21 protein-coding genes are annotated in these 23023 nt (G+C 68.7%); 12 read left to right on the forward strand and 9 right to left on the reverse strand.

Annotation, left to right across the window (positions count from 1 at the left end; genetic code table 11):
• Nucleotides 1-166 precede the first annotated feature (166 nt).
• Nucleotides 167-1351 carry a DDE-type integrase/transposase/recombinase gene (locus MCBG_RS22850; RefSeq protein WP_083297081.1) on the forward strand — a complete coding sequence of 395 codons (1185 nt, stop codon included), beginning with the start codon at nucleotides 167-169 and terminating at the stop codon, nucleotides 1349-1351.
• A gap of 408 nt (nucleotides 1352-1759) precedes the next feature.
• Here the strand turns inward: MCBG_RS22850 and MCBG_RS22855 are convergent, their stop codons facing one another.
• Together MCBG_RS22855 and MCBG_RS22860 are read right to left on the reverse strand one after the other, a co-directional pair.
• Entirely contained in the window at nucleotides 1760-2077 is a 318-nt protein-coding gene (locus MCBG_RS22855; RefSeq protein WP_043328117.1) for a hypothetical protein, read from the reverse strand.
• A gap of 38 nt (nucleotides 2078-2115) precedes the next feature.
• On the reverse strand, nucleotides 2116-3753 hold the full coding sequence (locus MCBG_RS22860; protein WP_043328119.1) for an ABC-F family ATP-binding cassette domain-containing protein: 1638 nt from the start codon (nucleotides 3751-3753) through the stop codon (nucleotides 2116-2118).
• Nucleotides 3754-3838: 85 nt separating this feature from the next.
• Between MCBG_RS22860 and MCBG_RS22865 the strand changes: the two genes are divergently transcribed.
• The 3 genes from MCBG_RS22865 (at nucleotide 3839) to MCBG_RS22875 (ending at nucleotide 5374) form a co-directional block, all read left to right on the forward strand.
• Nucleotides 3839-4609: an ROK family protein gene (locus MCBG_RS22865; RefSeq protein WP_043328120.1), complete on the forward strand. Its 771-nt coding sequence runs from the start codon at nucleotides 3839-3841 to the stop codon at nucleotides 4607-4609.
• Nucleotides 4610-4697: 88 nt separating this feature from the next.
• Nucleotides 4698-5060: a tetratricopeptide repeat protein gene (locus MCBG_RS22870; protein WP_013288725.1), complete on the forward strand. Its 363-nt coding sequence runs from the start codon at nucleotides 4698-4700 to the stop codon at nucleotides 5058-5060.
• Nucleotides 5061-5119: 59 nt separating this feature from the next.
• The gene (locus tag MCBG_RS22875; RefSeq protein ID WP_013288724.1) at nucleotides 5120-5374 is read left to right on the forward strand and encodes a Smr/MutS family protein; all 255 of its coding nucleotides are present in this window, start codon (nucleotides 5120-5122) and stop codon (nucleotides 5372-5374) included.
• 57 nt (nucleotides 5375-5431) lie between these two features.
• On the opposite strand, the gene MCBG_RS22880 is transcribed toward MCBG_RS22875, so the two are convergent.
• Both MCBG_RS22880 and MCBG_RS31985 read right to left on the reverse strand, forming a co-directional pair.
• On the reverse strand, nucleotides 5432-5731 hold the full coding sequence (locus MCBG_RS22880) for a tyrosine-type recombinase/integrase (RefSeq protein ID WP_084789598.1): 300 nt from the start codon (nucleotides 5729-5731) through the stop codon (nucleotides 5432-5434).
• A 92-nt stretch (nucleotides 5732-5823) separates the two neighbouring features.
• A complete protein-coding gene (locus tag MCBG_RS31985) occupies nucleotides 5824-8865 on the reverse strand; it encodes an NACHT domain-containing protein (protein WP_084789601.1) in 3042 nt (1013 codons plus the stop codon).
• Nucleotides 8866-9609: 744 nt separating this feature from the next.
• Here MCBG_RS31985 and MCBG_RS32625 point away from each other — a divergent pair.
• The gene (locus MCBG_RS32625; protein WP_223201303.1) at nucleotides 9610-10242 is read left to right on the forward strand and encodes a hypothetical protein; all 633 of its coding nucleotides are present in this window, start codon (nucleotides 9610-9612) and stop codon (nucleotides 10240-10242) included.
• Nucleotides 10243-10387: 145 nt separating this feature from the next.
• Here MCBG_RS32625 and MCBG_RS22885 read toward each other — a convergent pair whose 3' ends face one another.
• On the reverse strand, nucleotides 10388-11284 hold the full coding sequence (locus MCBG_RS22885) for an IS5 family transposase (protein WP_181373814.1): 897 nt from the start codon (nucleotides 11282-11284) through the stop codon (nucleotides 10388-10390).
• A 237-nt stretch (nucleotides 11285-11521) separates the two neighbouring features.
• A complete protein-coding gene (locus MCBG_RS22890) occupies nucleotides 11522-12244 on the reverse strand; it encodes a hypothetical protein (RefSeq protein ID WP_043328123.1) in 723 nt (240 codons plus the stop codon).
• Nucleotides 12245-12331: 87 nt separating this feature from the next.
• Between MCBG_RS22890 and MCBG_RS22895 the strand changes: the two genes are divergently transcribed.
• On the forward strand, nucleotides 12332-12763 hold the full coding sequence (locus tag MCBG_RS22895) for a hypothetical protein (RefSeq protein ID WP_223201304.1): 432 nt from the start codon (nucleotides 12332-12334) through the stop codon (nucleotides 12761-12763).
• A gap of 4 nt (nucleotides 12764-12767) precedes the next feature.
• Here MCBG_RS22895 and MCBG_RS22900 read toward each other — a convergent pair whose 3' ends face one another.
• Both MCBG_RS22900 and MCBG_RS22905 read right to left on the reverse strand, forming a co-directional pair.
• Entirely contained in the window at nucleotides 12768-13316 is a 549-nt protein-coding gene (locus tag MCBG_RS22900; RefSeq protein ID WP_043328125.1) for a YciI family protein, read from the reverse strand.
• Nucleotides 13317-13416: 100 nt separating this feature from the next.
• A complete protein-coding gene (locus MCBG_RS22905; RefSeq protein ID WP_013475175.1) occupies nucleotides 13417-13767 on the reverse strand; it encodes a winged helix-turn-helix transcriptional regulator in 351 nt (116 codons plus the stop codon).
• A 29-nt stretch (nucleotides 13768-13796) separates the two neighbouring features.
• Between MCBG_RS22905 and MCBG_RS22910 the strand changes: the two genes are divergently transcribed.
• Nucleotides 13797-14681 carry an NAD(P)-dependent oxidoreductase gene (locus MCBG_RS22910; protein WP_043328127.1) on the forward strand — a complete coding sequence of 295 codons (885 nt, stop codon included), beginning with the start codon at nucleotides 13797-13799 and terminating at the stop codon, nucleotides 14679-14681.
• Between the two features lie 100 nt (nucleotides 14682-14781).
• Here the strand turns inward: MCBG_RS22910 and MCBG_RS22915 are convergent, their stop codons facing one another.
• Nucleotides 14782-17178 carry a M28 family peptidase gene (locus tag MCBG_RS22915; protein ID WP_043328128.1) on the reverse strand — a complete coding sequence of 799 codons (2397 nt, stop codon included), beginning with the start codon at nucleotides 17176-17178 and terminating at the stop codon, nucleotides 14782-14784.
• Between the two features lie 310 nt (nucleotides 17179-17488).
• Here MCBG_RS22915 and MCBG_RS22920 point away from each other — a divergent pair, with 310 nt between their 5' ends.
• From MCBG_RS22920 to MCBG_RS22940, 5 genes are all read left to right on the forward strand, one after another.
• Nucleotides 17489-18682 (forward strand): PP2C family protein-serine/threonine phosphatase, encoded by a 1194-nt coding sequence (locus MCBG_RS22920; protein WP_043328129.1) that lies wholly within the window; start codon nucleotides 17489-17491, stop codon nucleotides 18680-18682.
• Nucleotides 18683-18773: 91 nt separating this feature from the next.
• Nucleotides 18774-20519 (forward strand): sensor histidine kinase, encoded by a 1746-nt coding sequence (locus MCBG_RS22925; protein ID WP_043330916.1) that lies wholly within the window; start codon nucleotides 18774-18776, stop codon nucleotides 20517-20519.
• On the forward strand, nucleotides 20516-20968 hold the full coding sequence (locus MCBG_RS22930; RefSeq protein ID WP_043328130.1) for a response regulator: 453 nt from the start codon (nucleotides 20516-20518) through the stop codon (nucleotides 20966-20968). Before MCBG_RS22925 ends, MCBG_RS22930 begins: the two co-directional genes overlap by 4 nt.
• Complete coding sequence (locus MCBG_RS22935; protein WP_043328131.1) at nucleotides 20961-21770, forward strand: inositol monophosphatase family protein; 810 nt, start codon at nucleotides 20961-20963, stop codon at nucleotides 21768-21770. The genes MCBG_RS22930 and MCBG_RS22935 overlap by 8 nt, the downstream gene beginning before the upstream one ends.
• A gap of 184 nt (nucleotides 21771-21954) precedes the next feature.
• The gene (locus tag MCBG_RS22940) at nucleotides 21955-22992 is read left to right on the forward strand and encodes a hypothetical protein (RefSeq protein ID WP_043328133.1); all 1038 of its coding nucleotides are present in this window, start codon (nucleotides 21955-21957) and stop codon (nucleotides 22990-22992) included.
• The last annotated feature ends 31 nt before the right edge of the window (nucleotides 22993-23023 follow it).

Here is a 23023-nt window from a genome sequence, read left to right on the forward strand (position 1 = left end):
CGCCCGCGAGGACACAAACTCCTTGATCACCGGGGCGCGCCCGAGATCTTGGAAGACTTCGGCGGTCATGGGGGCTGTTCAGTCCCATGACATCTGTCAGCGTTGAAGTCCCGATACATGTGTCACGTGGTAGGGATCTTGGGTCGGGTGGTATGTGCTGCCGGGCATGGCTTCTCGGCGGCATGTGATGAACCTGCTGGACGCGCTGCTGGCGGCGGGGGTTCGGGTGAACGCGGCCGAGTTCGCGCGTGAGCACGGGGTGTCGGTGCGCACGGTGTACCGGCACCGCGCACGTATCCGGGCCGAGGGTCAGTGGCAGGAACGATCCCGGCGGCCGCGTACCAGTCCGCGGGTCACGCCGCCGGAGGTGGACGCGTGGATCTGCAAACTGCGCGCTGAACTGGGCCCGGACAACGGGGCTGACTTCATCCGAGACGCGTTGGACGATGTGCGCCGGCGCACCGACGCGTCCTGGTCGGTGCCGTCACGCTCGACGGTCAACCGGGTGCTGGCCCGGCATGACCTGCTCGTGGCTACTCCGGCTAAACGACCGCGTAGCTCGTGGCGGCGTTTCAGCTATGCCCGGCCCCGCGACTGCTATCAGATCGACGCCACCGAAGTGAAACTCGCCGACGGCCGCACTGTCGTCGTCTTCGACGTCCTGGACGACTGCACCCGCACCCTGGTCGCCTGCCACGCCGCCGCCGCGGAGACCGCCCGAGCCGCGATCACCGCGATCAGACAGGCGTTCACCGCCTACGGCGTGCCGGCCATCGTGCTCAGCGACAACGGCATCGCGTTCACCAGCCGCCGCACCCGACCCGGATCAATCTCCACCTTCGTGCAGACCCTGATCGACCACGGCACCCGCCCGATCAACTCCAGCCCCTACCACCCACAAACCTGCGGCAAGGTCGAACGCCACCACCAAACCCTCAAAAAATGGCTGAGCACCCAACCCCCACCACAGACCCTCACCGCCCTGCAAACACTCCTGGACACCTACCGCCGCTACTACAACACCCAACGCCGCCACAGCGCCCTACCCCACCGCACCACACCCGCCCACGCCTGGACCCACGCACCCACCCTCGGCGGACCCACCAGCCCACCCCTGCAAACCGACGCCACCCTGCACCACTGCCCCGTCGCCAGCAACGGCGCCATCGCCGTCGCCGGACACCGCACCAGCGTCGGCACCACCCACGCCGGCACCACCGTCACCGCCATCCGCGACAACAACCACGTCACCATCTACCACCCCGACGGCCAACCCATCGGCTACCTCCACCTCAACCCCGACAAGAACTACATCCCCCTCACCCCCACCCCCACGATCCACAACCCCTGACACATCTATCGGGACTTCCCGTTGACACATGTCCCGGGACATGACAGCGGTCATGGGGGCACTTTCCTTCCAAGATCTCCCGCGACTCGGGGATCAAGGAGTTCGTGCTGGCGTCGGCGTGGATGGACCCGAACTCCTCGATCGCGAGAGGCCACCCCCCACCCCGTTGATCAAGGAGTTTGTGTCCATTTTCGAGGGCGACGTCCACACGAACTCCTTGATCACCGCCGGTTTCGGGGCGGGGGTGCACGCTCCGACGGGCGGCTTGGGGTGGGCGCTGTCGATCATGGAGTTGTGGCCCGGGCCAAGCTCGCGAAAGGGGCAGACGGAGGGCCGCAACTGCAAGATCGACGCGCTGAGGGGAGGGAGGGGCGGGGAGGGAGGGGTGGCGGGCGGGAGGGAGGAGGGTCAGGGGGAGAGGGTTCGGCGGATGGTGCGGGAGCTGCGCATCCGCTGGCGCGGCTGGGCGGCCGCTGCCTTCGGGCGCTTGAGGTGGTAGCGGTGCAGCTCGTTGTTGCCGGGCAGCGACGGGTCCTCGCTCATCGCGACCAGTTCCCAGCCCTGGTCACCGGCCCGGTTCAGGTGGGCCAGCGCGGTGTCGCCGTACGGTGTCACGTCGATCATGGAGCCGTCCGGGCCGTACCAGATGAAGACGACCTCGAACCCGAGGTCGGTCGACGCGGGTTGACGACGACGGACCAGCAGCGCGTACTCCCACTTGAGCATGCGCTCATTGTGGACCCGCGCGCGCCGGTCGGCATGGATCAGTGTTCGGCGATCCGTCCGTCCGCCACGCGCAGCCGCCGGTTGACGCTCACCGCGTCGAGCATCCGCCGGTCGTGGGTCACCAGCAGCAGCGTGCCCGGGTAGCTCGCCAGCGCCGATTCGAGCTGCTCGATCGCGGCCAGGTCGAGGTGGTTGGTCGGCTCGTCGAGCACCAGCAGGTTCACGCCGCGCCCCTGCAGCAGCGCCAGCGCGGCCCGGGTCCGCTCGCCGGGGGACAGCGTCGCCGCCGGCCGCAGCACGTGGTCGGCGCGCAGCCCGAACTTCGCCAGCAGCGTCCGCACGTCCGCCGGGGCGAGATCGGGTACGGCGGCGCCGAACGCGTCGAGCAGCGGCTGGTCGCCGAGGAACAGTCCCCGGGCCTGGTCGACCTCGCCGACGACCACACCGGGGCCGAGCGCGGCGTGACCCTCGTCCAACGGGAGCCGCCCGAGCAGCGCGGCGAGCAGGGTGCTCTTGCCGGAGCCGTTCGCCCCGGTGATCGCCACCCGGTCGGCCCAGTCGATCTGCAGGTCCACCGGGCCGAGCGTGAAGCCGCCTCGGCGTACCACTGCTCCTCGGAGCGAGGCCACGACGGCGCCGGCGCGGGGCGCGGCGGCGATCTCCATCCGCAGCTCCCACTCCTTGCGTGGCTCCTCGACCTCCTCCAGCCGCTCGATCAGCCGGGCGGTCTGCTTGGCCTTCGCGGCCTGCTTCTCGGTCGACTCGGCGCGGAACTTGCGGCCGACCTTGTCGTTGTCGGTGGCCTTGCGCCGGGCGTTCTTGACGCCCTTCTCCATCCAGGCGCGCTGGGTGCGGGCGCGCGCCTCCAGGCCGGCCTTCGTGTCGGCGAACTCCTCGTACTCCTCGCGGGCGTGCCGGCGCGCCACCTCCCGCTCCTCCAGGTAGGCCGCGTAGCCACCGCCGTAGTGGTTGACCTGCCGCTGGTGCAGGTCCAGCTCCACGATCCGGTTGACCGTGCGGGTGAGGAACTCCCGATCGTGGCTGACCACCACGGTCCCGGCGCGCAGGCCGGTGACGAAGCGTTCCAGCCGGTCCAGCCCGGCCAGGTCCAGGTCGTTGGTGGGCTCGTCCAGCAGGAAGACGTCGTACCGGCTGAGCAGCAGCGACGCGAGCCCGGCGCGGGCGGCCTGCCCGCCGGACAGGCCGGTCATCGGGTGGTCCAGGCCGACGTCGAGACCCAGCTCCGCGGCGACCTGCGCGGCCCGCTCGTCCAGGTCCGCGCCGCCGAGGTCGAGCCAACGTTCCAGAGCATTCGCGTACGCGTCGTCGGCGCCCGCCGCCCCGGCGGTGAGCGCCTCGGTGGCGGCGTCCAGCGCGGCCTGCGCGGCGCTGACCCCGGTGCGCCGGGCCAGGAACTCGCGGACCGTCTCGCCAGGCCGGCGCTCCGGCTCCTGCGGCAGGTAGCCGACGGTCGCCGTGGGCGGGCTGAGCGAGACCGTGCCCTGCTCGCGTGGGACCAGCCCGGCGAGGGTACGCAGCAGCGTGGACTTCCCCGCGCCGTTGACCCCGACCAGCCCCACCACGTCGCCGGGCGTGACGACCAGGTCGAGGTCTTCGAAGAGGAGGCGGTCACCGTGGCCGGCGGTGAGGTCCTTGGCGATCAACGTGGCGCTCATCAGGGCACCGAGCCTACCGGCGCGCGCCTCCGGATTACCGCGACCCGCGCTCGCGGCGGCACCGATCTGAGGGAGACTCACAGCCGTGGTGACCACACTGGCGATCGACTGCGGTGGCGGCGGGATCAAGGCCTCCGTACTGGATGCCGCCGGGACCATGCGCGCGCGGCCGTTGCGCGTGCCCACGCCGTACCCGCTGCCGCCTGCCCTGTTCGTCAAGACGCTGCTGGATCTCGGCGCCCGCCTGCCCACGGCGGACCGGCTCACCGTCGGCATGCCCGGCATGATCCGGCACGGCGTCGTGGTGGCGACGCCGCACTACGTGACCCGGTCCGGGCCGCGCAGCCGCGTCGACCCCGACCTGATGGCCGAGTGGTCCGGGTACGACGCGCGCACCGCGCTGGCCGAGGCGTTCGGCGTGCCGGCGCTGGTGCTCAACGACGCCGAGGTGCACGGCGCGGGCGTGGTCGCCGGGACCGGCTGCGAGCTGGTGCTGACACTCGGCACCGGGTTGGGCAGCGCGTTGTTCGACGGTGGGGTGCTGGCGCCGCACCTGGAGCTGTCGCACGCGCCGGTGCGGTGGAACACCACCTACGACACGTACGTGGGGGAGCCGGAACGGCGGCGCCTCGGCGACGCGTTCTGGTCCCGGCGGATCCGGCAGGTGGTGGACGGCCTGCGGCCGGTGTTCCGCTGGGACCGGCTGTATCTCGGCGGCGGCAACTCCCGGCTGATCCGGCCCGAGCAGGTGGCCCGGATGGGCGACGACGTGGTGATCGTCCCGAACACGGCCGGAATCGTCGGCGGTGTCCGGGCCTGGGACCTGGTCGGCGGCCGGTACGACCCGACCACCTGATCTTTCGCCCCGCAGGAACACTCGCGCTCGCGCCGGTGTTGTGCCAGCGTCGGACCAAGGCCTGGCACGACATGAGGAGGTGGGTCGAGTGGATCTTCTGGCGGAGTACCGGCGGGCGACCATGTTCTTCGAAGCGGGTGACCCGACCGGAGCGGCCCGGCTGCTCGAACCGATCATCGAGGCCGAGCCGGACAACTCGTCGGTCCGGCAGCTGCTGGCCCGCGCCTACTTCCAGTCGGCCCAGCTCAACCGGGCCGAGGAGCAGTTGCGCGCGCTGGTCGACCGGGACCCGAGCGACCACTACGCGCACCACGTGCTCGGCCGCACGCTGGAGCGGATGAACCGGCCCGTGGACGCGCTGCGGCACCTGCGCATCGCGGCCGCGATGTACTCGACGAACACCGACTACGCCACCGCCCTGCGCCGGGTGGAGGGCAAGGTCGGTCGTTGACTGATCACGCGGAAGGGCAGCCCAGGCGGGCTGCCCTTCCGCGTACCTAGGATGGGACCGTGAAGCTCAAGCTCGACCTCCACGACATCTACAACAAGGGCCACGACATCGACCGTGCGCTGCGCGGGATCATGGACGAGGCGGTGGCGAAGAAGGCCACGCTCGTGGAGATCATCCCGGGCAAGGGGTCGGGCGCGCTGAAGAAGAAGGTGCTGCGGTTCCTCGACCAGAAGGACGTGAAGCAGCTCTACCACCGGGTCGAGAAGGACTCGAAGAACTTCGGCCGGCTGTTCGTGCACTTCCGCTGGAAGTAGAGGCCGCATGCCCCCAGACCTGCATCTTGGGTCGTTCAGAGGGGGCCGGAAGCAAGGTCATGCCGTTTCCAGGCCGTCTACGGGCTCCGCAGGGTCGTCGTCCTCCTGGTCCTCACCCAGCGCCTTGTCGATGGCTTGCCGGGTGCGGTCCTCACTCGTTGGCAGCAGGTGCGTGTAGGTCCGGAGGGTGAAGCCCGGGTCCGCGTGCCCGAGGTAGGCCGAGAGCGCCTTGATGCTCTCCCCGGCGTCGAGGAGCACCGAGGCGTAGGCGTGCCGGAGCCCGTGCATCCCGTTGTGCCTGTCGTCCGGTGCCCCTGTGGCCCGGATCGCGGGTTTCCAGACGCCGGAGTTGAACATCGAGCGGTGAGGGCCGTTCCGGCGGGCGTCGACAGGTGCGCGTTCTTGGCGAACTCTGCAATACTGGCCTCCGTTCCAGTTGGACCGGAGTGTTAACGTCGACTCCCTTGAAGTGACTGACCTCCATCGCGATGTTTGCCGATGATTGACGTGCCGCTACTAGATTGAATTCTTGAAGCCCTCAAGGCGGCGCTGAAAACATGGGTCAGCCGTAGTGATAGCCGCAGGCCAACGGCTACTAACAGAATTCCAGCGCCGAGGAAGATTGCGAAAGCTGCCAAGGTGATAGATGGCGGAATCCACCCCGCGATAGCGGCCAGGCCCATCACCGTCGTCGCGATGAGTGCAACGCTCACAGCGACTGCCGCAACAGGGTCCGAAATCTTGTCCATAAACTCTCCGATCACGCCGCTCTTGCCGGAGGCATACAAAACGAGAGCGGCAAGAATGAGTGGGAGTACTGCGAGTATGTGAAGGTACCCAGGGCCCCATTTCCAGAGCCCGAAGAGCGAAAGCACGGCACGAACGAGACCCACCGTAGCGGGAAGAAGTATTGCTATGGCCAGTAGGACGATCCCGGTTCCACCAAACACCGAATCATCGATGAGATTCTGATTGATCCGGCGCCAGTCGCCTTCAATCTTCCGCTTTGGCTTGCCTCGCCAAAACGCGCCGGAGGCCAGCGAAACTACCGCCTGCGGCGGGAGTGCCCGCCATAGCCGGATTGTTTTTGCTGTTACTCCCGCCTTGCTTAAGAAATCCAAGCAAAAGGGAAAAGCGTATCTTGGGCTCACCTCGAAAAGCAGCCTGCGTAATGTTGCAGGTGGGGCGGATTCCGGATGCAGCAGCTCGAACGAATTTGGTCGCGGCTTGCCGTCCTTCTTTGCGGCTTCTTCAATCAGAGACTTTAGGCGATGAACCAGTTCGCGGTCTCTGAAGGGTAAATACTCTGCCTTATATTCGTTTGCGGTGGCAAGCGAGGCAAGCGGCATGGCAAGTCGTGCGTTGAGGGCGGGAACGGCTTCGGAAACGATATCTTCTGGCGAATTTGCAATTAGAAACGCAACTCGTCCCATGATGTTTCGTATGTAACCTTCACCGAACGGCTCCCAAACCCAGTCATGCCGTCGAGCATTTCGCGGGAAATCGATTGACGAGAGGCGAATCTCTTCTTCCACGTCTGCGCTACCTATCAAGGCGCCTAGCCGCCAGGCCGCCCGGTATGCGACGCGCGAGTCGTCCCATATCAGCTCACACAGTCCTAAGGCTGCGGACGGTGTCCCGACTTCCGCAATATTGTCGATCGCCTTGAGAGACCCGGCACGCGCAAGTGCCACCAACTCCGGCACCGCTTGTTCGCCCATTGACCTCAACGCCTCGTGGGCGCTCGATTGGTGCGAGGCAAGACGAGCCAGCAGTTTGACAGCCGCCGGCAGTCGGGAGGCGGCAAGGGCCTGCATTGCGGCGCGGCTCCTGCCCTCGTCTGTGTCCATCGCGGTCTGCCGCAAGAAGCTAAAAACGGTCTTACCTCGCGGCCCTGCGTCGCCCGCCACCGCGCCAAGAGCGGCAGTTACCAGATGTGACTCGCTGTTGATTGTTCCGATACGGTTCTGGAAATGACTAATGATACGCAGAGCGACGAGGTCATCGATCTTACGGGCCTCGGCCAGACACTCTAGGGCTAGGACTGGGTCGCCTCCGATGCCGAATATCTCGAGGATGACGTTCGTGCAGTCGCGATTGACGCCGGCGCACCAGAGCTTAACGGTCTCGCGCCATCGCGCAGGGTTGCCGTGGTAAAAGCCCAATAGGCGGTTTGGGTCATCGCCGAGTTCTACCGCTGCGAGGTACTCCTGCAGCGTCAGGTGGGGGAACTCGTAACGTAGCCGGGCGCCATCTAAGGGAATTAGCAGCTCGCTTCTGTCAACTATCTCCTCAAACATTGGGCGGGCATGCATGGGTTCCATGTTGAGTTCGGTTAGTAGTGCCTTCATGAGTTGGAGGGCGTCGGTCTCCGATAGCGTGCGGCCGTCCGACCCAGGGCGATCGGCGCCTTGCGTATGAAGCGCAATCCGGCGTAGCGCTAATAGTTTTGGGCCCGCTTTATAAGCGGCGACTTTCTCGTGTCGCCCCAAATCGAAGTCGCGTCTCAGTAGATGCTCGACTGCTTCACGATAAAATTCGGCGCGTGAATGAAGGAAGGAGGGCCCCAGTCCTGGGTCCATCCCGTGCAACGAGGCCATGATGGTGAGGAGCAGAGGGCTACGCGCTAGGCGTAGAACCGAGGGATTACTGCGCAAGTCCGCCATCATGCGATCAACCTGCTGGCGAACATTCCCCTTCAGTTCTTCACGATGTGTGAACCAAAGCAGCAGGAATCGACGCATGGCCGCATCGTCGAAGGCGGCTATAGTTACAGGATTCTCAAATGTCGGTGCAAGCCCGCCATCGTATACCGCGTCACGGCACGTGACTATAAGCTGAGAAGCCGGATATGTTTCCGCCACTGATCTTATCTCCTGCAGTGCTCGACCCCGTCGAGTGGCAGAGACTTCATCTAGGCCGTCGAGCAGTAAGCTGATCTTTCCACCCTCCAATGCTCTCTCCAACATGGATCGTGTACCTCGAAGGCCATTCCGCGCAAGAGCTTCCTCTGCTAGTGAGATTAGGGTGGACCCCTCTTCGTTGTATCGGTGAAGTTCGACTAGGATCGGTAGTCGGACACCTTGCGGTCGTTCTTTGGCCCACCGATAAGCCGAAGACTTCAAGAGCATTGACTTCCCTGCCCCGGCACCTCCCAGAATTACTACCCGGTTCCTGCCCCGTATCTCTTTGTAGACGTCAACTCGTCGTCCGTTATCCGTCATCTGCAATGGGACATAGATTCGGTCAATCTGAATCGTTTGGTCGCGGAGGAAGCCGAGGGGGTGCTTGCTCGTGTTTGACAGTAAGTGCTTTCGGTAGCGGTTCTGCCGTCTCCTCCCGAGGGTGCGGTTGCCGCCCATAAGCCAAGTCGCGAAGCGCTTCCCGAGCTCCTTGAATGACTCGCCAAGGAACTGCTTGAGGCACCATAGCGCCACAAGTACCACCGCGAGACCCACCCCAAATGGCATGAGTGGTTTCAGAAATTCCATTTACGCCCCTCTTATCGCGCTACGGTGATGCACCCTAGCAAGGAGGCCGCTAGCGAGCACTGTCCGTTCATCTTGAATTCTGGATCGGGGGGCCAGGATCGCCAGCCTCAACAGCCCTTGTTGATGCCTGCGCACGTTGCCTGGGCGCTACCTGGCCAAGCGGCCATGCGAGTGAAAGTCGCTGCAGGGGCAGTACGAACGAACTGTCGTAGCTGCCTCGGTTGCGGTCGAAGGCCCTGGACTCGTCCTGATGCCGCGACGAGGCACTCTGCCGTGACGGCACCGTGTGAGAAGTTCTTTACGAGATCAAGGCGGCCCGCTTCGCAGGCCGCTCGCGCCGCCGACAGGGCCGGGCCGATGGCTAGCCGCCGCGCCTCTGGCCTTCGGCCGCCAGCCCGCCAGCGGCGCGACATATGAAGAAGGCCCCGGGCCGCCATGATCGATGAAGGTTCCGGGGCGTCACGTTGGTCGAGACACAAGAAAGTGCCTCCGGCGGGGCGCTCGGGCGCTCTGGGACGGTGGCGCCATCCCGACAGCCTCCGTCCGGGCAAAGCCGAGCAGGTGGGGCCGCCCGGTCAAGATCGTTCGGACGGTGGGGTGCACTCCACCTTTGCCGGGCAGGCCCCACCCACTCCACGATGTCCGGACGAAGGCCGACAGGATGGCAGCGGTGGGCTTGTCACGATCTGCCAGCATCAGGAATCGGTCGGCGTTGCCGATTACCTATCGAGTGATTGTGAGGACATGCAGATAATGGGGTCTTCATGGTGGGCCGTGCCGGTATTGTCTGGCATCTTGGCTCTTGCGGGTCTCCTGCTCGGGCAGGCTGTGGTGATCGGAAACGAGCGGTGGAAAGCGAAACGCGAGGACTTGCATCGTTGGCACGATGAGCGCCTAAAGCTTTATCTGGATTTCGAAAATGCGTTCGAATCGTTTCGGGAAGAAGTCGCTCAGTTTTTGAAGCATGGGGTCGAGAGAGTGCCAGATCTGGGAATTGAAAACGCCAAACCCATGTTCGATCTAACGAACAAGATGCGGCTAATCTCGACAAAGCCTGTGAATGATGCGGCAGCAACAGTATGGGCAACTTCATTCTGCTATGTTGGTGAGCTGGTTGGAGCATTCGAAGACCACGTGAATTCTTTAGATGGGGATGGGCGCGGTGAATTCATTGAGCTACTGAAAGAGAATCCTGAGTCGGCACTGGGGTTCCTGGAAGAGGTAACTACGGCCTTTGGTGAAGACATGAGCAGGGCTAGCGTCGCTTTCATTGAAACCGTGCGGGCTGAACTTGGCGTGCCAGGCAGTACGGCTCCGCCGGAGTGGAGGCGGCGTAGATGGTTTACTCTTAAGCGCCTTCGCGCTAGACGTGCCTAAGGGTGACCAACGTGCAACTAGCGGCAGTGCGTATAAAAAGGTTGCGCCAATTCACCCCTGCGCTCCTGCGCTCGGGTTCATCTGGACTAGATCCGCCCCGACGCAGCTTCCAGAGTCATGCCGTTCTCATGCCGTCAAATGGGAGCTAGGCCGTGTTTCGTAGGGCGCGGAGCCATTGGTTGATGGCGGCGATGGTGAGGGTGGCTTCGTAGCGCACGGCGAGTTTGTCGTAGCGGGTGGCCATGGCGCGGTGTTGTTTGAGCTGGTTGATGCCGCACTCCACGGCGTGGCGTAGGCGGTAGAGGTCGGGGTTGAAGGCGGGTGGGCGTCCGCCTTGGGATCCTTTGGCCTTGCGGTGCGCGTCCTGGTCGGCCTTGCTCGGGATGCACGCGCGGATGCCCCGCGATCGCAGGTGGGCGCGGTTGGCCTTGGACGTGTACGCCTTGTCGGCCAACACGGTGTCGGGGCGGGTCCGTGGTCGGCCACCACCGGCTCGCCGGATGCGGATCTTGGCCAGCACGGGGATGAACTGGGGGCTGTCGCCGCGCTGTCCGGCGGTCACGACCAGGGCCATCAGTTTGCGGCCCTGCTCGCAGGCCAGATGGGTTTTGGTGGTCCAGCCGCCCCTCGATCGGCCGAGCCCATGATCTGCCGGCTCGGCCTGCACACCACCAGCAGGCTCCTTCTGCGCCTGGCCGTCGCGGCGGGCTCCTGCGGCGTGCTGGTGGGCGCGGCTGATGGTCGAATCCACGCTCACCGTCCAGCCAATCAACCCCGCCTCGTCCGCTCGGGCCTGCAACGAGGTGAGAATCCGGGCCCAGACACCGTCACGCTGCCACCGCCGAAACCATCGATACAAGGTCTGCCACGGCGGATACTCCGCAGGCACATCGCGCCACGGCGATCCGGTCCGGACCCGCCACCGGATCCCGTCGATGATCATTCTCATGGTCCATCTGCGCGGCCGAGCATGACCCATTCCGGCAGGCAGCAACGGCTCCAGCGCCGCCCACTGCACATCGGTCAGGTCATGTCGCCTCACTGCCGTTACGCTCGGCACGAGGTCTCCGGTGTGAAGTTCTAGCTTGGTCGCTGAACCAACTACCGGAGACCTCTCCCATTAGCGACCACCGCCACGCCCAACAACGACGCCCTACGAAACACGGCCTAACAGTGACCATCCACGCCATGTGTAGTCGCAGGTCGGAGGGATGCTCGTCCGGTTCGACCTCCTACGGTCCGACCCTTGATCAATACCGCTGGAAGTAGCCCCGCTCGCTCATGCTCCCCGGTCAGTCGGGGTCAGCACCGTTATGGGGGAGCCGAAGGTGGGTGTTCCGGGACCGTGGCCGGTGTGGATCAGGACCCGGTTGCCGAGCGGAGCGGCCAGGCGCACCACCACCTCACGCTCCTCGGCGTAGTCCAGCCGGATGCCGTCCCCGTCCAGGTCGACCTCTACCGGCGTGACGAGCACCGCCGTGTCCGTCTCGAACACCTCGGCGTCGGGGTAGTCGGCATACTGCCTGGGCGTCCCGGTGAACCGGTAGGTCAGAGTGCGCCCGTCGTCTGCGAGCACGGCTTCCTCGTGATGAACGGCTGCCAGGCCGGATGGCCGCCATGTCATCCGACGCTTCACGTCCGGGTCCATCGCGATGAACGGCCATCGCCGGTCGTCCGGGTACATCATCCACGCCGGGAGGTCACGTACGCCCCGGTCGGTGGCGAACGGCCCGTGCGCCCGGATGATGCGCGCCAACGGTCGCTGCGCCCCGCTCTGCACGTCCCGGCAGTAGTCGATGGCGTCTGGCGCGATCTCCGGCGGCAGGTCAGCCTCTGAGACGCCCGGACCATCGAACAACGCTCGCCACTCGGTGTCCGCCTTCAGCCGATCGAGTGCTGCGACGCCCATCTCCGTCAGCACGATCGGGCGCGGCTCGCGGTGGACGGGGAAGTCGTCCCAGAGTGCCAGCGCCTGCCGCGCACCCTCCACATCGATGGGCATGTCGCCAGCCTAGCCACCTGTGGATACTTGTCGGGGTGTCCCAGCCGGCGACCCGCCCCCGCCGCATCGATACCGCTGGAGGTGGCCGTGCGTGATTCGCTCCAGCCCACCGAAGCGGTGCCGCGTCAGGTCATCGGCCGGGACCTCGTCGCGGTCACCGAGGCCCGCCACTGGTCGGGCGGCCGGCGTAGTGGCGACGCGGAGAGCCTGTTGCACTTCTGGCTGCATTTTCAGGGCGTGCCAGTCCTCATGGCCCATGGATCCGGCGAGTCGCTGCGTCTTCAGTTCGCCGAGCCGTACGCCGCCTACGACATGGGGGAATTCGGTGAGACGCGCGTCGAACCGGCGCAGCGTCCTGATCTGCTGGCGCTGCTGCCGGGGCATCGGCTGCTGAACGCCGCGCCCATCCTCGGCGGCACGATGCAGCCCGCAGGTCTCCTGCTGCGGTTCGATCATTGCAGCCTGGTCGTCGCATCTCTGGGTGACGAGTGGCTGCTGCGGTTGGCAGACCACGAGTAGCCGGTTACGCCGGTCGCCCGCCGAACACCCAGTTGTGCACCTCGACTTCGGCGTACCGGTCGGCGGCCAGAACGGCGCGTGCCTCGTCCGGCCCGGTCGCCCGGACCAGCGCCGCAGTCCCCACCCACGTCCCGCCGTCGTCGGACAGCAGCGGCCCGTACGCGATCAGCTCGTCCTGCCGCTGCGGCAGCACCGGCCCGGCGCCCTGCTCCGGACCGAGGCCGAGCACCAGGTAGCGGTTGCCGCCCGTCCGGCCCCCGGGGAACTCCCACATGGTGCGGCCCAGCATGTTCGTCCACCGCCGCAGCATCACGTCCCGGTACGCGCCGGCCTGGTAGGTGGGCTCGTCGAAGGCGAACGCCCGGGCGGCGGCGGGGTCGTGCAGGCTCAGGATGTGCACGCTGCCGGTCGGTGAACCGTCGTCGGCGAGGGTCGGCCCGCGAGCGATCATCTGCTCCGCGTACCGGTCCATGTAGGACCAGTGCTCCTCGATCAGCTTCTGGCGCAGTGTTGCCGAGCCGAGCCGATCGCGGTGGTAGCAGAAGAACTCCATGACCCGAGTCTCGCCGTCGATCAACAGGCGTAGCCACTTTTTTGTGGGTACTTGTCCGCGTGCGCGACCGCGACGAACCTGGTTGTGGGTGGAGGCGGTGTCAGGAGGCGGTGCGGGCTTCGGCGAGTTTGTCCAGGCGGCGGTGGCCCCAGTCGGAGAGGGGAGCCAGCGCCTCGGCCAGTTCGCGGCCGAAAGTGGTCAGCGAGTACTCGGTCTTCAACGGCAGCACCTCGTACGCCTCCCGGTGCACCAGTCCGTCGCCCTCCATCTCCCGTAACGCCTGAGTCAGCACCTTCTCGGTGAGGCCCGGAAGCTGCCGGCGCAGCTCTCCGGGGCGGCGCGGGCCGGATTCCAGCAGCCAGAGCAGGGCTGTCTTCCACTTGCCGTCGATCACGGCGATCGCGGCTGTCACTCCACAGACGTTCAGGTCCTGGGCCCGGCTGCGCGTCATCTGCGTTCCGTTCAACAAGAGGAGTCTGCGTGAACACCAATCCCGACAAGTCTGTCACGGTGCTCGGTCTCGGGCCGATGGGTCGCGCGCTGGCCGGCGCATTCCTGGACGCGGGAGTGCCCACAACGATCTGGAACCGCACGCCCGGCAAGGATCGCGAGCTGGTCGAGCGGGGCGCGACAAGCGCACGGACCGCAGCGGAGGCGGTTGCCGCGAGCGAACTGACTGTGGTCTGCGTGGTGAACTACGACGCGTCGGACGCCATTCTGCGACGCGATGCGGTGGCTGCCGCGCTCACGGGTCGAACGGTCGTCAGCCTGACGGCCGACACCCCGGACCGCGCCCGCGACACCGCGCGGTGGGCGGCCGACCACGGCATCCGGTATCTGGACGGCGCGATCATGACGCCGACCACCACCATCGGCACCGCGGACGCGGTGCTCATCTACAGCGGTCCCGCCGGCCTCTTCCAGGAGCACCAGCCGGTGCTCGACGCGTTGGGCGGCACCCACACCCACCTCGGCGAGGAGATCGGGCGCGCGGCGGCGTACGACATCGCGCTGCTCGACATCTTCTGGACCGCGATGGCGGGCTACGCGCACGCGCTGGCGGTGGCGAGGACGGAAGGCGTCACGGGCCGGGAACTCGCGCCGTTCGCCACTGGCATCGCCGCGATCCTGCCGCCCATCTTCGAGGAGGGCGCGGTGGAGATGGACACGGGCACGTTCCCCGGAGACGGCAACCCGATCACCTCCGCGGTGTCGTCCATGGCGCACATCGTCCACACGTCCGAGGCGCACGGCATCGACGCCGGGGTGATGCGTGCGGTCGAAGGCATGGCTCGTCGGGCCGTTGGGCTGGGCCACGGCGCGGACGGTTTCCTGCGGGTCGCCGAGGTGCTGGGGCGGCGTTGATCCACTCCAGTACGCCGAAGTGGCGGCATCCCGGCATGGGAATACCGCCACTTCGGCGAGGTGGTGTCGATCAAGCGGTGGTGTCGATCAAGCAGGCCGGTCAGAGCGGGTACGTACGTGCCACCGCCAGCATCTCCGAACTGTGCGAGCCGACCACGCCCACATCGTCCGGCCGGGGCCGGAACCCGGGCACGGAGGAGAGCCCGTCACTGGCGTCCATCGCGCGCACCGACACGGCACCGCCGCGCGGCACAACAGTCAGCGTGACCTCGACACCCTCCGGCGGCGGGGCGTGGAACACGATTCCGAATCCCCACTTGCCGTCGCCCGGCTCGACCGGCACGTCCCGCCCGGCCACCGAGGCGGACCGAACGGTGGCGGTGCCGGTGTCGACGTGCAGCGTGAGCAGGCGTACCTGCCGCTGCGGCACCACCCGCACCCGCAGCACGCGCTGGTCACGCGAGGGAGGGTCGGAGAAGGAGCGGGTGTCGGAGAGCAGCTCGACCTTCGGGGCGGGCAGGGCCGCGGCGGTGGCCGGTCCGCCGCGCAACTCGGTGGCGCCCAGCCCGGGGAAGTCGTCGGCGATCGAGACCGTGCCGTCGACGTAGCCGTCGGTCCAGGGCTGCGGCTTCTCCTCCCGGGTCAGCCAGGTCGCCTTGCCGGTGCCCGCGTCCAGCGCGTACATCAAATGGGTCGGCACGGGATGCGCGGCGTCGAAGCGGTCCACGGCGAGGCCGACCCCGGCGAGCACCACCGCCGCCAGCGCGGCGGCCGCGGCGGGCAGCGCGCCGAGCCGGCGTGCGCGCAGCGCGAGCAGGCCGCGCTGGCCGCCGGCCCGGGGGTGCAGCAGGTCCACCACCGGGAGTACGGCGAGGCCGAGCAGCACCGCGACGAGCGCGGCTACCGCGCCCATGCCCATGCCGAGCGCGGGGAACAGCAGCACCACAGGAGGCAGCAGGATCACCACCGCCACCGCGGCGGCGAGCGTCACCGCGACCACCGGCCATGGTCCGTCGCGCCGGGTGGCGAGCGCCACGAAACCGGCGAGCGCGCCGGCCAGGGCGGGCAGTGTCGTCAGGTACGCCCCGCCGGGCACCGCCACCGCCAGCAGCACGCCGAACACGGCGAGCCAGGCCAGCCCGCCGAACGCCAGCGCGGCCGGGCCGACCCGGCGGCGCAGCAGCGCGTACCAGCAGAACAGCACCGCGGCGGAGAGCGCCACCACGGCGAGCCGGTACCAGACCGGGCGGTACGGGTCGAGCAGTTCGGCGTACCCGGGGCGGATCGTGGTGATCGCGGCCCAGAGCAGCCACGCGCCCAGCGGCGCCACGACGACCGGCAGCAGGGTCAGGCCGAAGCCGGCGGCGAGCGTGCCGGCGGTGGCCCGGCCCCGGCGGCGCAGGAGCCAGCCGAGCGCGCCGACGGCGAGCAGCGCGGCGACGGCGAGCGGCAGCGTCAGCCAGCCGGGGTAGCGGACGAGCCCGCCGAGCACGGGGAAGTAGGTGTCGTCGTGGCCGGCGCGCAGGTCGCCCAGGTCGGTACGGCCGAACTCGCGGGCCAGGCCGAGCGCGTTGTCGCCGTGCATCTGGAGGCTGCCCCGGTCCACCCGGGCCGGCACGTCCAGCGGGGTGTGGTAGATCGCGCCACCGTCGATGTACGCCGAGTTGAGGCCCACGAACTTGCGGTCGAGGAACGCGGTGAAGTCGGTGTCGTTCGGCAGCGCCCGGTAGATCTCCACGGCGAACGAGGTGCCCACCGGGTGCGGTGCGGCCTTGCCGAACACCTCGACGAGCTTCGCGTTGTTCCGGGACGTCTCGAACATGATCACCGGGCCGGTGGAGCCACGCGCCTCCAGGTTGAGCACCACCCCGCCGTCGCGGGCGAGCGGGTGGTCGGCGGCGAACCCGGCGGCCCCGCACAGGCACGCCTCCTCCGCGTCGGTGAGCACGAAGACGATGTCGTTGCGGGGGCGCGGGCCGGTGGTGAGCGCCCGGGCCACCTCCAGGATCGTGGCGGTGCCGGCGGCGTCGTCGTTGCCGCCCGGCCCGGTCTGCACCGAGTCGTAGTGGGAGACCAGGAACACCTTCCCGCTCGGATCGGTGCCGGGCAGGCGGGCCACCACGTTGCGGACCCGGGCCAGCGTGGCCCCGCCGGCCGCGCCGGACAGCTGTCCGGCCTCGGGCGCGACCGCGTCCTGCACCTCGGTCTGAAGGCCCAGCCCGCGCAGCGTCGCCACCAGGTGCTCGCGTACCCGGTCGTTGGCGGCGCTGCCTGCCACGTGTGGCTCGGCCGCGATCACTTCGACGTTCCGGTACGCCCGGGCGGCGCTGAACTCGCGCTCGGGCGCGTCGGCCGGGGCCGGGGCCGGGGTGGAGAGGCCGACCAGGACGCCCGCCCCGACGGCGAGCAGCGCGACCAGCGCGGCGACGGCGCTGGTCAGCCGTCGGCGGGGCCTGGTGAGCGCCCGGTCGGCGGGACGGGTGGGGGGTGCGCCCACGGGGACTCCTCGGGGTGGATCTACGGGGTGGGCATCATCCTGCACCCCCGAGGGCTGCGGCGGCACTCCCCGTCGGTGCGCCGCCGGTGCGACAACAGTTGCCGCGTAACATCGTCTGTCGACCGTGCCGCTATGGAAGTGGACCGGTCACACGCTCCGCCGCACCGGCAAGGTTCGCGTTGTGTGCGACTGTTGTCTGAGTCAGGATCAGCAGGGCATTCGGAAGGAGCCCGACATCACCAGCGAACTCCCGCGACTCGCGGCGGTTACCCGACCGCAGCGGGGTTCCGGCGCGTCGGGCGCCGTCCACGTGCCGTCGGCCGGGGCGGGGCTGCACGGCGGCGTACCGCCGGGCGAGCGGCTGCGGGTGCTGCTGGTCGAGGACGACGAGGGCGACGCCTTCCTGGTCGGCGAGCTGCTCGCCGAGACCAACTCGATGATCGACCTGCTGGTGGCGACCAGTCTCAGCGAGGCCCGGCAGCGGGTGATGGGCGTGGACTGCGTCCTGCTCGACCTGGGCCTGCCCGACGCGCAGGGGCTGGACGGGCTGCGCCGGGTGCTGGAGATGGCCAGCGGCGCGGCGGTCTGCGTGCTGACCGGCCGCTCGGACGAACACCTGGGCATCGTCGCGGTCGCCGAAGGGGCGCAGGACTACCTGGTCAAGGGCCAGGTCGACGGGGTCCTGCTGACCCGGGCGCTGCGGTACGCGGTCGAGCGCAAGCGGGCCGACGAGAACGCCCGCCGGCTGCGCGAGGTGGAGCTGCGCCAGGCCGAGTCCGCCCGCCTGGAACGCGGCCTGCTGCCGCAGCCGCTGATGACCACCGACGAGGTGTCGGTGCACACGTTCTACCGGCCCGGCCGGCACGCGGCGCTGATCGGCGGCGACTTCTACGACGTGGTGCAGACCCAGCCGGACCGGATCGACCTGATCGTCGGCGACGTCTGCGGGCACGGCGTGGACGAGGCGGCGCTCGGTGTCGAGCTGCGCGTGGCCTGGCGGGCGCTGGTGCTGGCCGGGGTGCCGGACGACGAGGTGCTGCCCGCGCTGGAGCAGGTGCTGATGAGTGAGCGCCGCCTCCAGGAGATCTTCGCGACGGTGGCCACCACCCGGCTCGACCTGGCGTCGGCGCGGGCCACCGTACGCCTCGCCGGCCACCCGCCGCCGCTGCTGCTCAGTGGCGGCAAGGTTGCGCCGGTGCCGGCCAAGGGCGGGCTGCTGCTGGGCGTACGGCCGCGCCGCCCGATCGCCTTCGACCTGGAGTTCGACACCGACGACTGGTCCCTGCTGATGTACACCGACGGCCTCATCGAGGGCCGGGTGGACGGCGGTGACGAACGGCTCGACGTGCCCGGTCTGACCGACCTGCTCGCCGACCCGGCCAACCGGGCGGTGCCGCTGTCCGAGCTGCCCGCCTGGCTGGTGGGGCGCGCCGAGCAGATAAACGGTGGCCCGTTGGCCGACGACGTGGCGATGTTGCTGGTCACGCGGGGCAGTGGCCGGTGAGCGCGAGGAGTGAGCCGATCCTGCGAGCCCCGCAGTCGCGAACGAGGACGACACGGTGAGCGCGAGGGCGAAGGGCGACGGGGAGGAACCGGTGAAGGCGTACCAGCAGGGGTGGACCCTGCGGCGGCGGGTCGGCGCGCTGCTCGGCGTGGTGGTGGTGCTGCTGCTCGGGCTGGCCGGCGCGGAGGCGGCGGTCGCCGCGCAGAACCGCCAGAACATCGACGCGGTGCTGCTCAAGACCGGTCCGCTGCGGGTGCAGGCGCAGGAGCTGATGAGCGCGCTGCTCGACCAGGAGACCTCGGTTCGCGGGTACGCGGTGAACGGCGACCGCAGCGACCTGGAGCCGTACCAGGAGGGTGTGAAGCGCGAGCAGAGCCTGGTCGCCTCGATCCGCGATCTGTCCGCCGACTACCCGGACGTGCGCCGGTCGCTGGACGTGGTGGAGCAGGAGACCGCGCAGTGGCGGAGCCAGGTCGCCGAGCCGGTGATCACCACCGTCGAGCGGGACGGCGCGGAGGCGGGCCAGGCGCTGATCACCGACGCGACGCGGCAGCAGTTCGACGGCATCCGTTCGTCGGTGAACACGCTCCAGGACGAGATCCTCACCGTCCGGGAGGAGACCGCGGACCGGGTCAACGCGACGAGCAACACTCTGGTCGTGCTGCTGATCATCGCCGCGCTGGTGGTGACGACGGCCGGCGTGGTCATGCTGCTCTCGCTGGACCGGATCCTGATCCGCCCGCTGGCCGCCCTGGTCAGCCAGGTGCGCGAGGTGGCCGACGGCGACTACCGGCACCGCATCGAGGGGTCCGGGCCGCCGGAGTTCCGCCGCCTCGCCGAGGACATCGACCAGATGCGGATGAAGATCGCCCGCGAGCTGGACGAGGTACGCGAGGCGCGGGAGCGCATCGAGTGGGTCAACAGCCAGTTGCAGAAGCAGGCCGAGGAGCTGACCCGCTCCAACCGTGACCTGGAGCAGTTCGCGTACGTCGCCTCGCACGACCTGCAGGAGCCGCTGCGCAAGGTGGCCAGCTTCTGCCAGCTTCTCCAGCGGCGCTACGCCGGGCAGCTCGACGAGCGGGCCGACCAGTACATCGCGTTCGCGGTGGACGGCGCGCAGCGCATGCAGCGGCTGATCAACGACCTGCTGGCGTTCTCCCGGATCGGGCGGTTGACCACCGGTTTCACCGAGGTCGACCTGAACAAGGTGATGGGCGACGTGGCGGGGCAGACCGAGGCGGCCGTGCAGTACGCCGACGCGGAGCTGACCTGGGGCGAGATGCCGACCATCCGCGGCGAGGAGCCGCTGCTGACCAACCTGCTGGTCAACCTGGTCAGCAACTCGGTGAAGTTCCGCCGTCCGGATGTGCCGCCGAAGGTGCACGTGTCGGCGCGGCTGGTCGGCGACGAGTGGGAGATCAGCTGCCGGGACAACGGCATCGGGATCGAGCCGGAGTTCGCCGACAAGATCTTCGTGATCTTCCAGCGGCTGCACTCGAAGGACGCGTACCCGGGCACCGGCATCGGGCTGGCCATCGTCAAGAAGATCGTGGAGTATCACGGCGGCCGGGTCTGGGTGGACACCGAGGCCGGCGAGGGCACCACGATCCGGTTCACGCTGCCCGCGCTGGAGGCGGACATCGAGGCCGCCCGGGCGGCGGAGGCCGCGCAGAACGCGGACGACGCCGCGGACGACGCCGAGGCGCCGGCCGCCGAGGGCGCCGAGGGTGACCCGGCGGCCGTCGGGCGGCAGCCGGACGGCGAAGCACGCGAAGAGCCGCCCGCGGAGGCGGACCGACACGGTACAAACGGTGGCATGAAGGAGACGGTGGGATGACCGCGCCCGCGGACGGCAAGAGCCCGATCGAGGTCCTGCTCGTCGAGGACGATCCGGGCGACGTGCTGATGACCCAGGAGGCGTTCGAGGAGCACAAGCTCCGCAACCGCCTCACCGTCGTCTCCGACGGCGCCGAGGCGCTCGCGTACCTGCGCCGCGAGGGCCAGTACGCGGACGCGGTGACGCCCGACCTGATCCTGCTCGACCTGAACCTGCCCCGGCGTGACGGCCGGGAGGTGCTGGAGGAGATCAAGAAGGACGGGGAACTGCGCCGGATCCCGGTCGTGGTGCTCACCACCTCGCAGGCCGACGAGGACATCCTGCGCAGCTACCAGCTGCACGCCAACGCCTACGTGACCAAGCCGGTGGACTTCGAGCGCTTCATCTCGGTGGTCCGCCAGATCGACGAGTTCTTCGTCAGCGTGGTCAAGCTGCCTCCTCGTGGCTGACCCGCTGCTGGAGGACGTCGGCACGCTGCTGCGGGAGGCGGCGGCCAAGGTCGTCGTGCCGTTGTTCCGCCGGCTCGACGAGGCCGACATCTCCGAGAAGGCGCCAGGCGAGGTGGTGACTGTCGCCGACCGCGAGGCCGAGGCGCTGATCTCCGAGGGTCTGCGTCAGTTGCTTCCCGGTTCGGTGGTGGTCGGCGAGGAGGCCGTTGCCGAGGACCCGGACCTGCTGCGGCACCTGCGCGGCAGCGGTGACGTCTGGCTCGTCGACCCGGTCGACGGCACCTCCAACTTCGCCGCCGGGCGGCGGCCGTTCGCGCTGATGGCGGCGCTGCTCACCGACGGCGTACCGGTGGCCTCCTGGGTGTACGACCCGCTGGACGGCACGATGGCGGCGGGCCGGCTCGGCGCGGGCACCCGGCTGGACGGAGCGACGCTGCGGACGCCGCCGGCGGAGCCGCGGGTGGGCGCGCTGCGGGGCACCGCGGCGACGAAGTTCCTGCCGCCGGACTTCCGCCGCCAGGTGGAGGAGGGCGGGCGCCGCATCGGTGAGCTGCTGCCCGGCCAGCACTGCGCCGGCCGGGAGTACCTGGACATCCTCACCGGGGCGCAGCAGTTCGTGTTGTTCTGGCGCACCCTGCCGTGGGATCACACGCCCGGCACGTTGCTGGTGCGCGAGGCCGGCGGTGTGGCCCGCCGGTTCGACGGCGCCGACTACCACCCGGCCGACGACGGCAAGGGACTGCTCGTGGCGGCCAGCCCGGACGTCTGGGACGAGGTGAGCGCCGCCCTGCTGGGCGGTTGAGCGGCGCTGCGCGACGGCCACGGCACGCTGCGTCGACGTCAGCCGCCGTACGCCGTCGTCGGCCTGGCGTGTCGCGCGTGTTCCGGTATCGTGACCGGCGGTCTCCGCCAGCAGGCCGCCGCCCGGCGCCGGCGGAGACGCCGCTCGGTGTACGGGGGCCGGCGGTCGACGGAAGGACCATCACGTGCCCAGGACCAGCTCTACCGGCCGGCGCGCCCGGCGGTCGCTGCTCGCCGCGTTCGCCGCGCTGGCCGTGCTTCTCGGCTCCGGCGTTGCCGCCGGGCCGGCCGCCGCCGTACCCAGCCCGAACGCCCCGAACGAGGGCGGCAGCAAGCAGCTGCGGGCGGCGCTGGAGGCGGCGGCGAAGGGCCACATCGAGGCCCAGAACAAGCTGGAGAACTCCAAGCGCCGGCAGAAGGCGCTCGACACCCAGCTCAAGGACATCGAGGTACGCCTCGTCGGGCTCAGCGCGCAGGCCGGTGAGGTGGCCGCGCAGTCGTACCGGATGGGCCGGCTGACCGCGACGTCGATGCTGCTGGCCAGCGCCGACCCGAACGACTTCCTCAAGCGCGCGGCCGAGCTGGACGTGATGGCCCAGCGGGACAGCAAGCGTCTGCGTGAGCTGGCCGACGCGAAGGCCGAGGCGGCCGAGGCGAAGCTCGCCATCGACGCCGAGGTGCGGGAGCAGGCCAAGCAGGTCGCGGTGCAGGCCCGCAAGAAGAAGGACGCCGAGGTGGCGCTGGCGAAGGTCAGCTCCGGCGCCGGGTCCGGGTTCAACGGCACCTCCTCGTCGGCGAAGCCCGCGCCGCGCAACTCGGACGGCTCGTGGCCGTCGGAGTCGTGCTCGGTGGACGACCCGACGCCCGCGTCCGGCTGCATCACGCCGCGCACGCTGCACATGCTCCAGCAGGCCAAGGCGGCCGGTTACAAGCGTTACGCCTCGTGTCACCGCAGCGGTGGCGGCGGCGAGCACCCCAAGGGCCGGGCCTGCGACTTCTCCGCCGCCAGCGGCGGGTTCGAGGACAAGACGGCCACCGGCGGCGACAAGGCGTACGGCGACAGCCTCGCCGCCTGGGCGAAGAACAACGCGAACCGGCTCGGCATCATGTACGTCATCTGGTATCGGCAGATCTGGATGCCGAACACCGGCTGGCGCGCGTACAGCGGTGGCGGCAGCCCGGCTGCGGACCACACAAACCATGTTCACATCTCGATGTATTGACGCGGCCCGCCGCCGGCGCTGCGTACCATCG

Source organism: Micromonospora sp. M42, assembly GCF_000568915.1.
Lineage (GTDB): Bacteria > Actinomycetota > Actinomycetes > Mycobacteriales > Micromonosporaceae > Micromonospora > Micromonospora chalcea.

Coding starts and splice junctions, on each gene's coding strand:
- MCBG_RS22850 (WP_083297081.1), top strand. CDS start 167: ATGGCTTCTCGGCGGCATGTGATGAACCTGCTGGACGCGCTGCTGGCG.
- MCBG_RS31985 (WP_084789601.1), bottom strand. CDS start 8,865: ATGGAATTTCTGAAACCACTCATGCCATTTGGGGTGGGTCTCGCGGTG.
- MCBG_RS22905 (WP_013475175.1), bottom strand. CDS start 13,767: ATGACGCGCAGCCGGGCCCAGGACCTGAACGTCTGTGGAGTGACAGCC.
- MCBG_RS22930 (WP_043328130.1), top strand. CDS start 20,516: ATGACCGCGCCCGCGGACGGCAAGAGCCCGATCGAGGTCCTGCTCGTC.
- MCBG_RS22890 (WP_043328123.1), bottom strand. CDS start 12,244: ATGCCCATCGATGTGGAGGGTGCGCGGCAGGCGCTGGCACTCTGGGAC.
- MCBG_RS22900 (WP_043328125.1), bottom strand. CDS start 13,316: ATGGAGTTCTTCTGCTACCACCGCGATCGGCTCGGCTCGGCAACACTG.
- MCBG_RS22860 (WP_043328119.1), bottom strand. CDS start 3,753: ATGAGCGCCACGTTGATCGCCAAGGACCTCACCGCCGGCCACGGTGAC.
- MCBG_RS22880 (WP_084789598.1), bottom strand. CDS start 5,731: ATGTTCAACTCCGGCGTCTGGAAACCCGCGATCCGGGCCACAGGGGCA.
- MCBG_RS32625 (WP_223201303.1), top strand. CDS start 9,610: ATGCAGATAATGGGGTCTTCATGGTGGGCCGTGCCGGTATTGTCTGGC.
- MCBG_RS22855 (WP_043328117.1), bottom strand. CDS start 2,077: ATGCTCAAGTGGGAGTACGCGCTGCTGGTCCGTCGTCGTCAACCCGCG.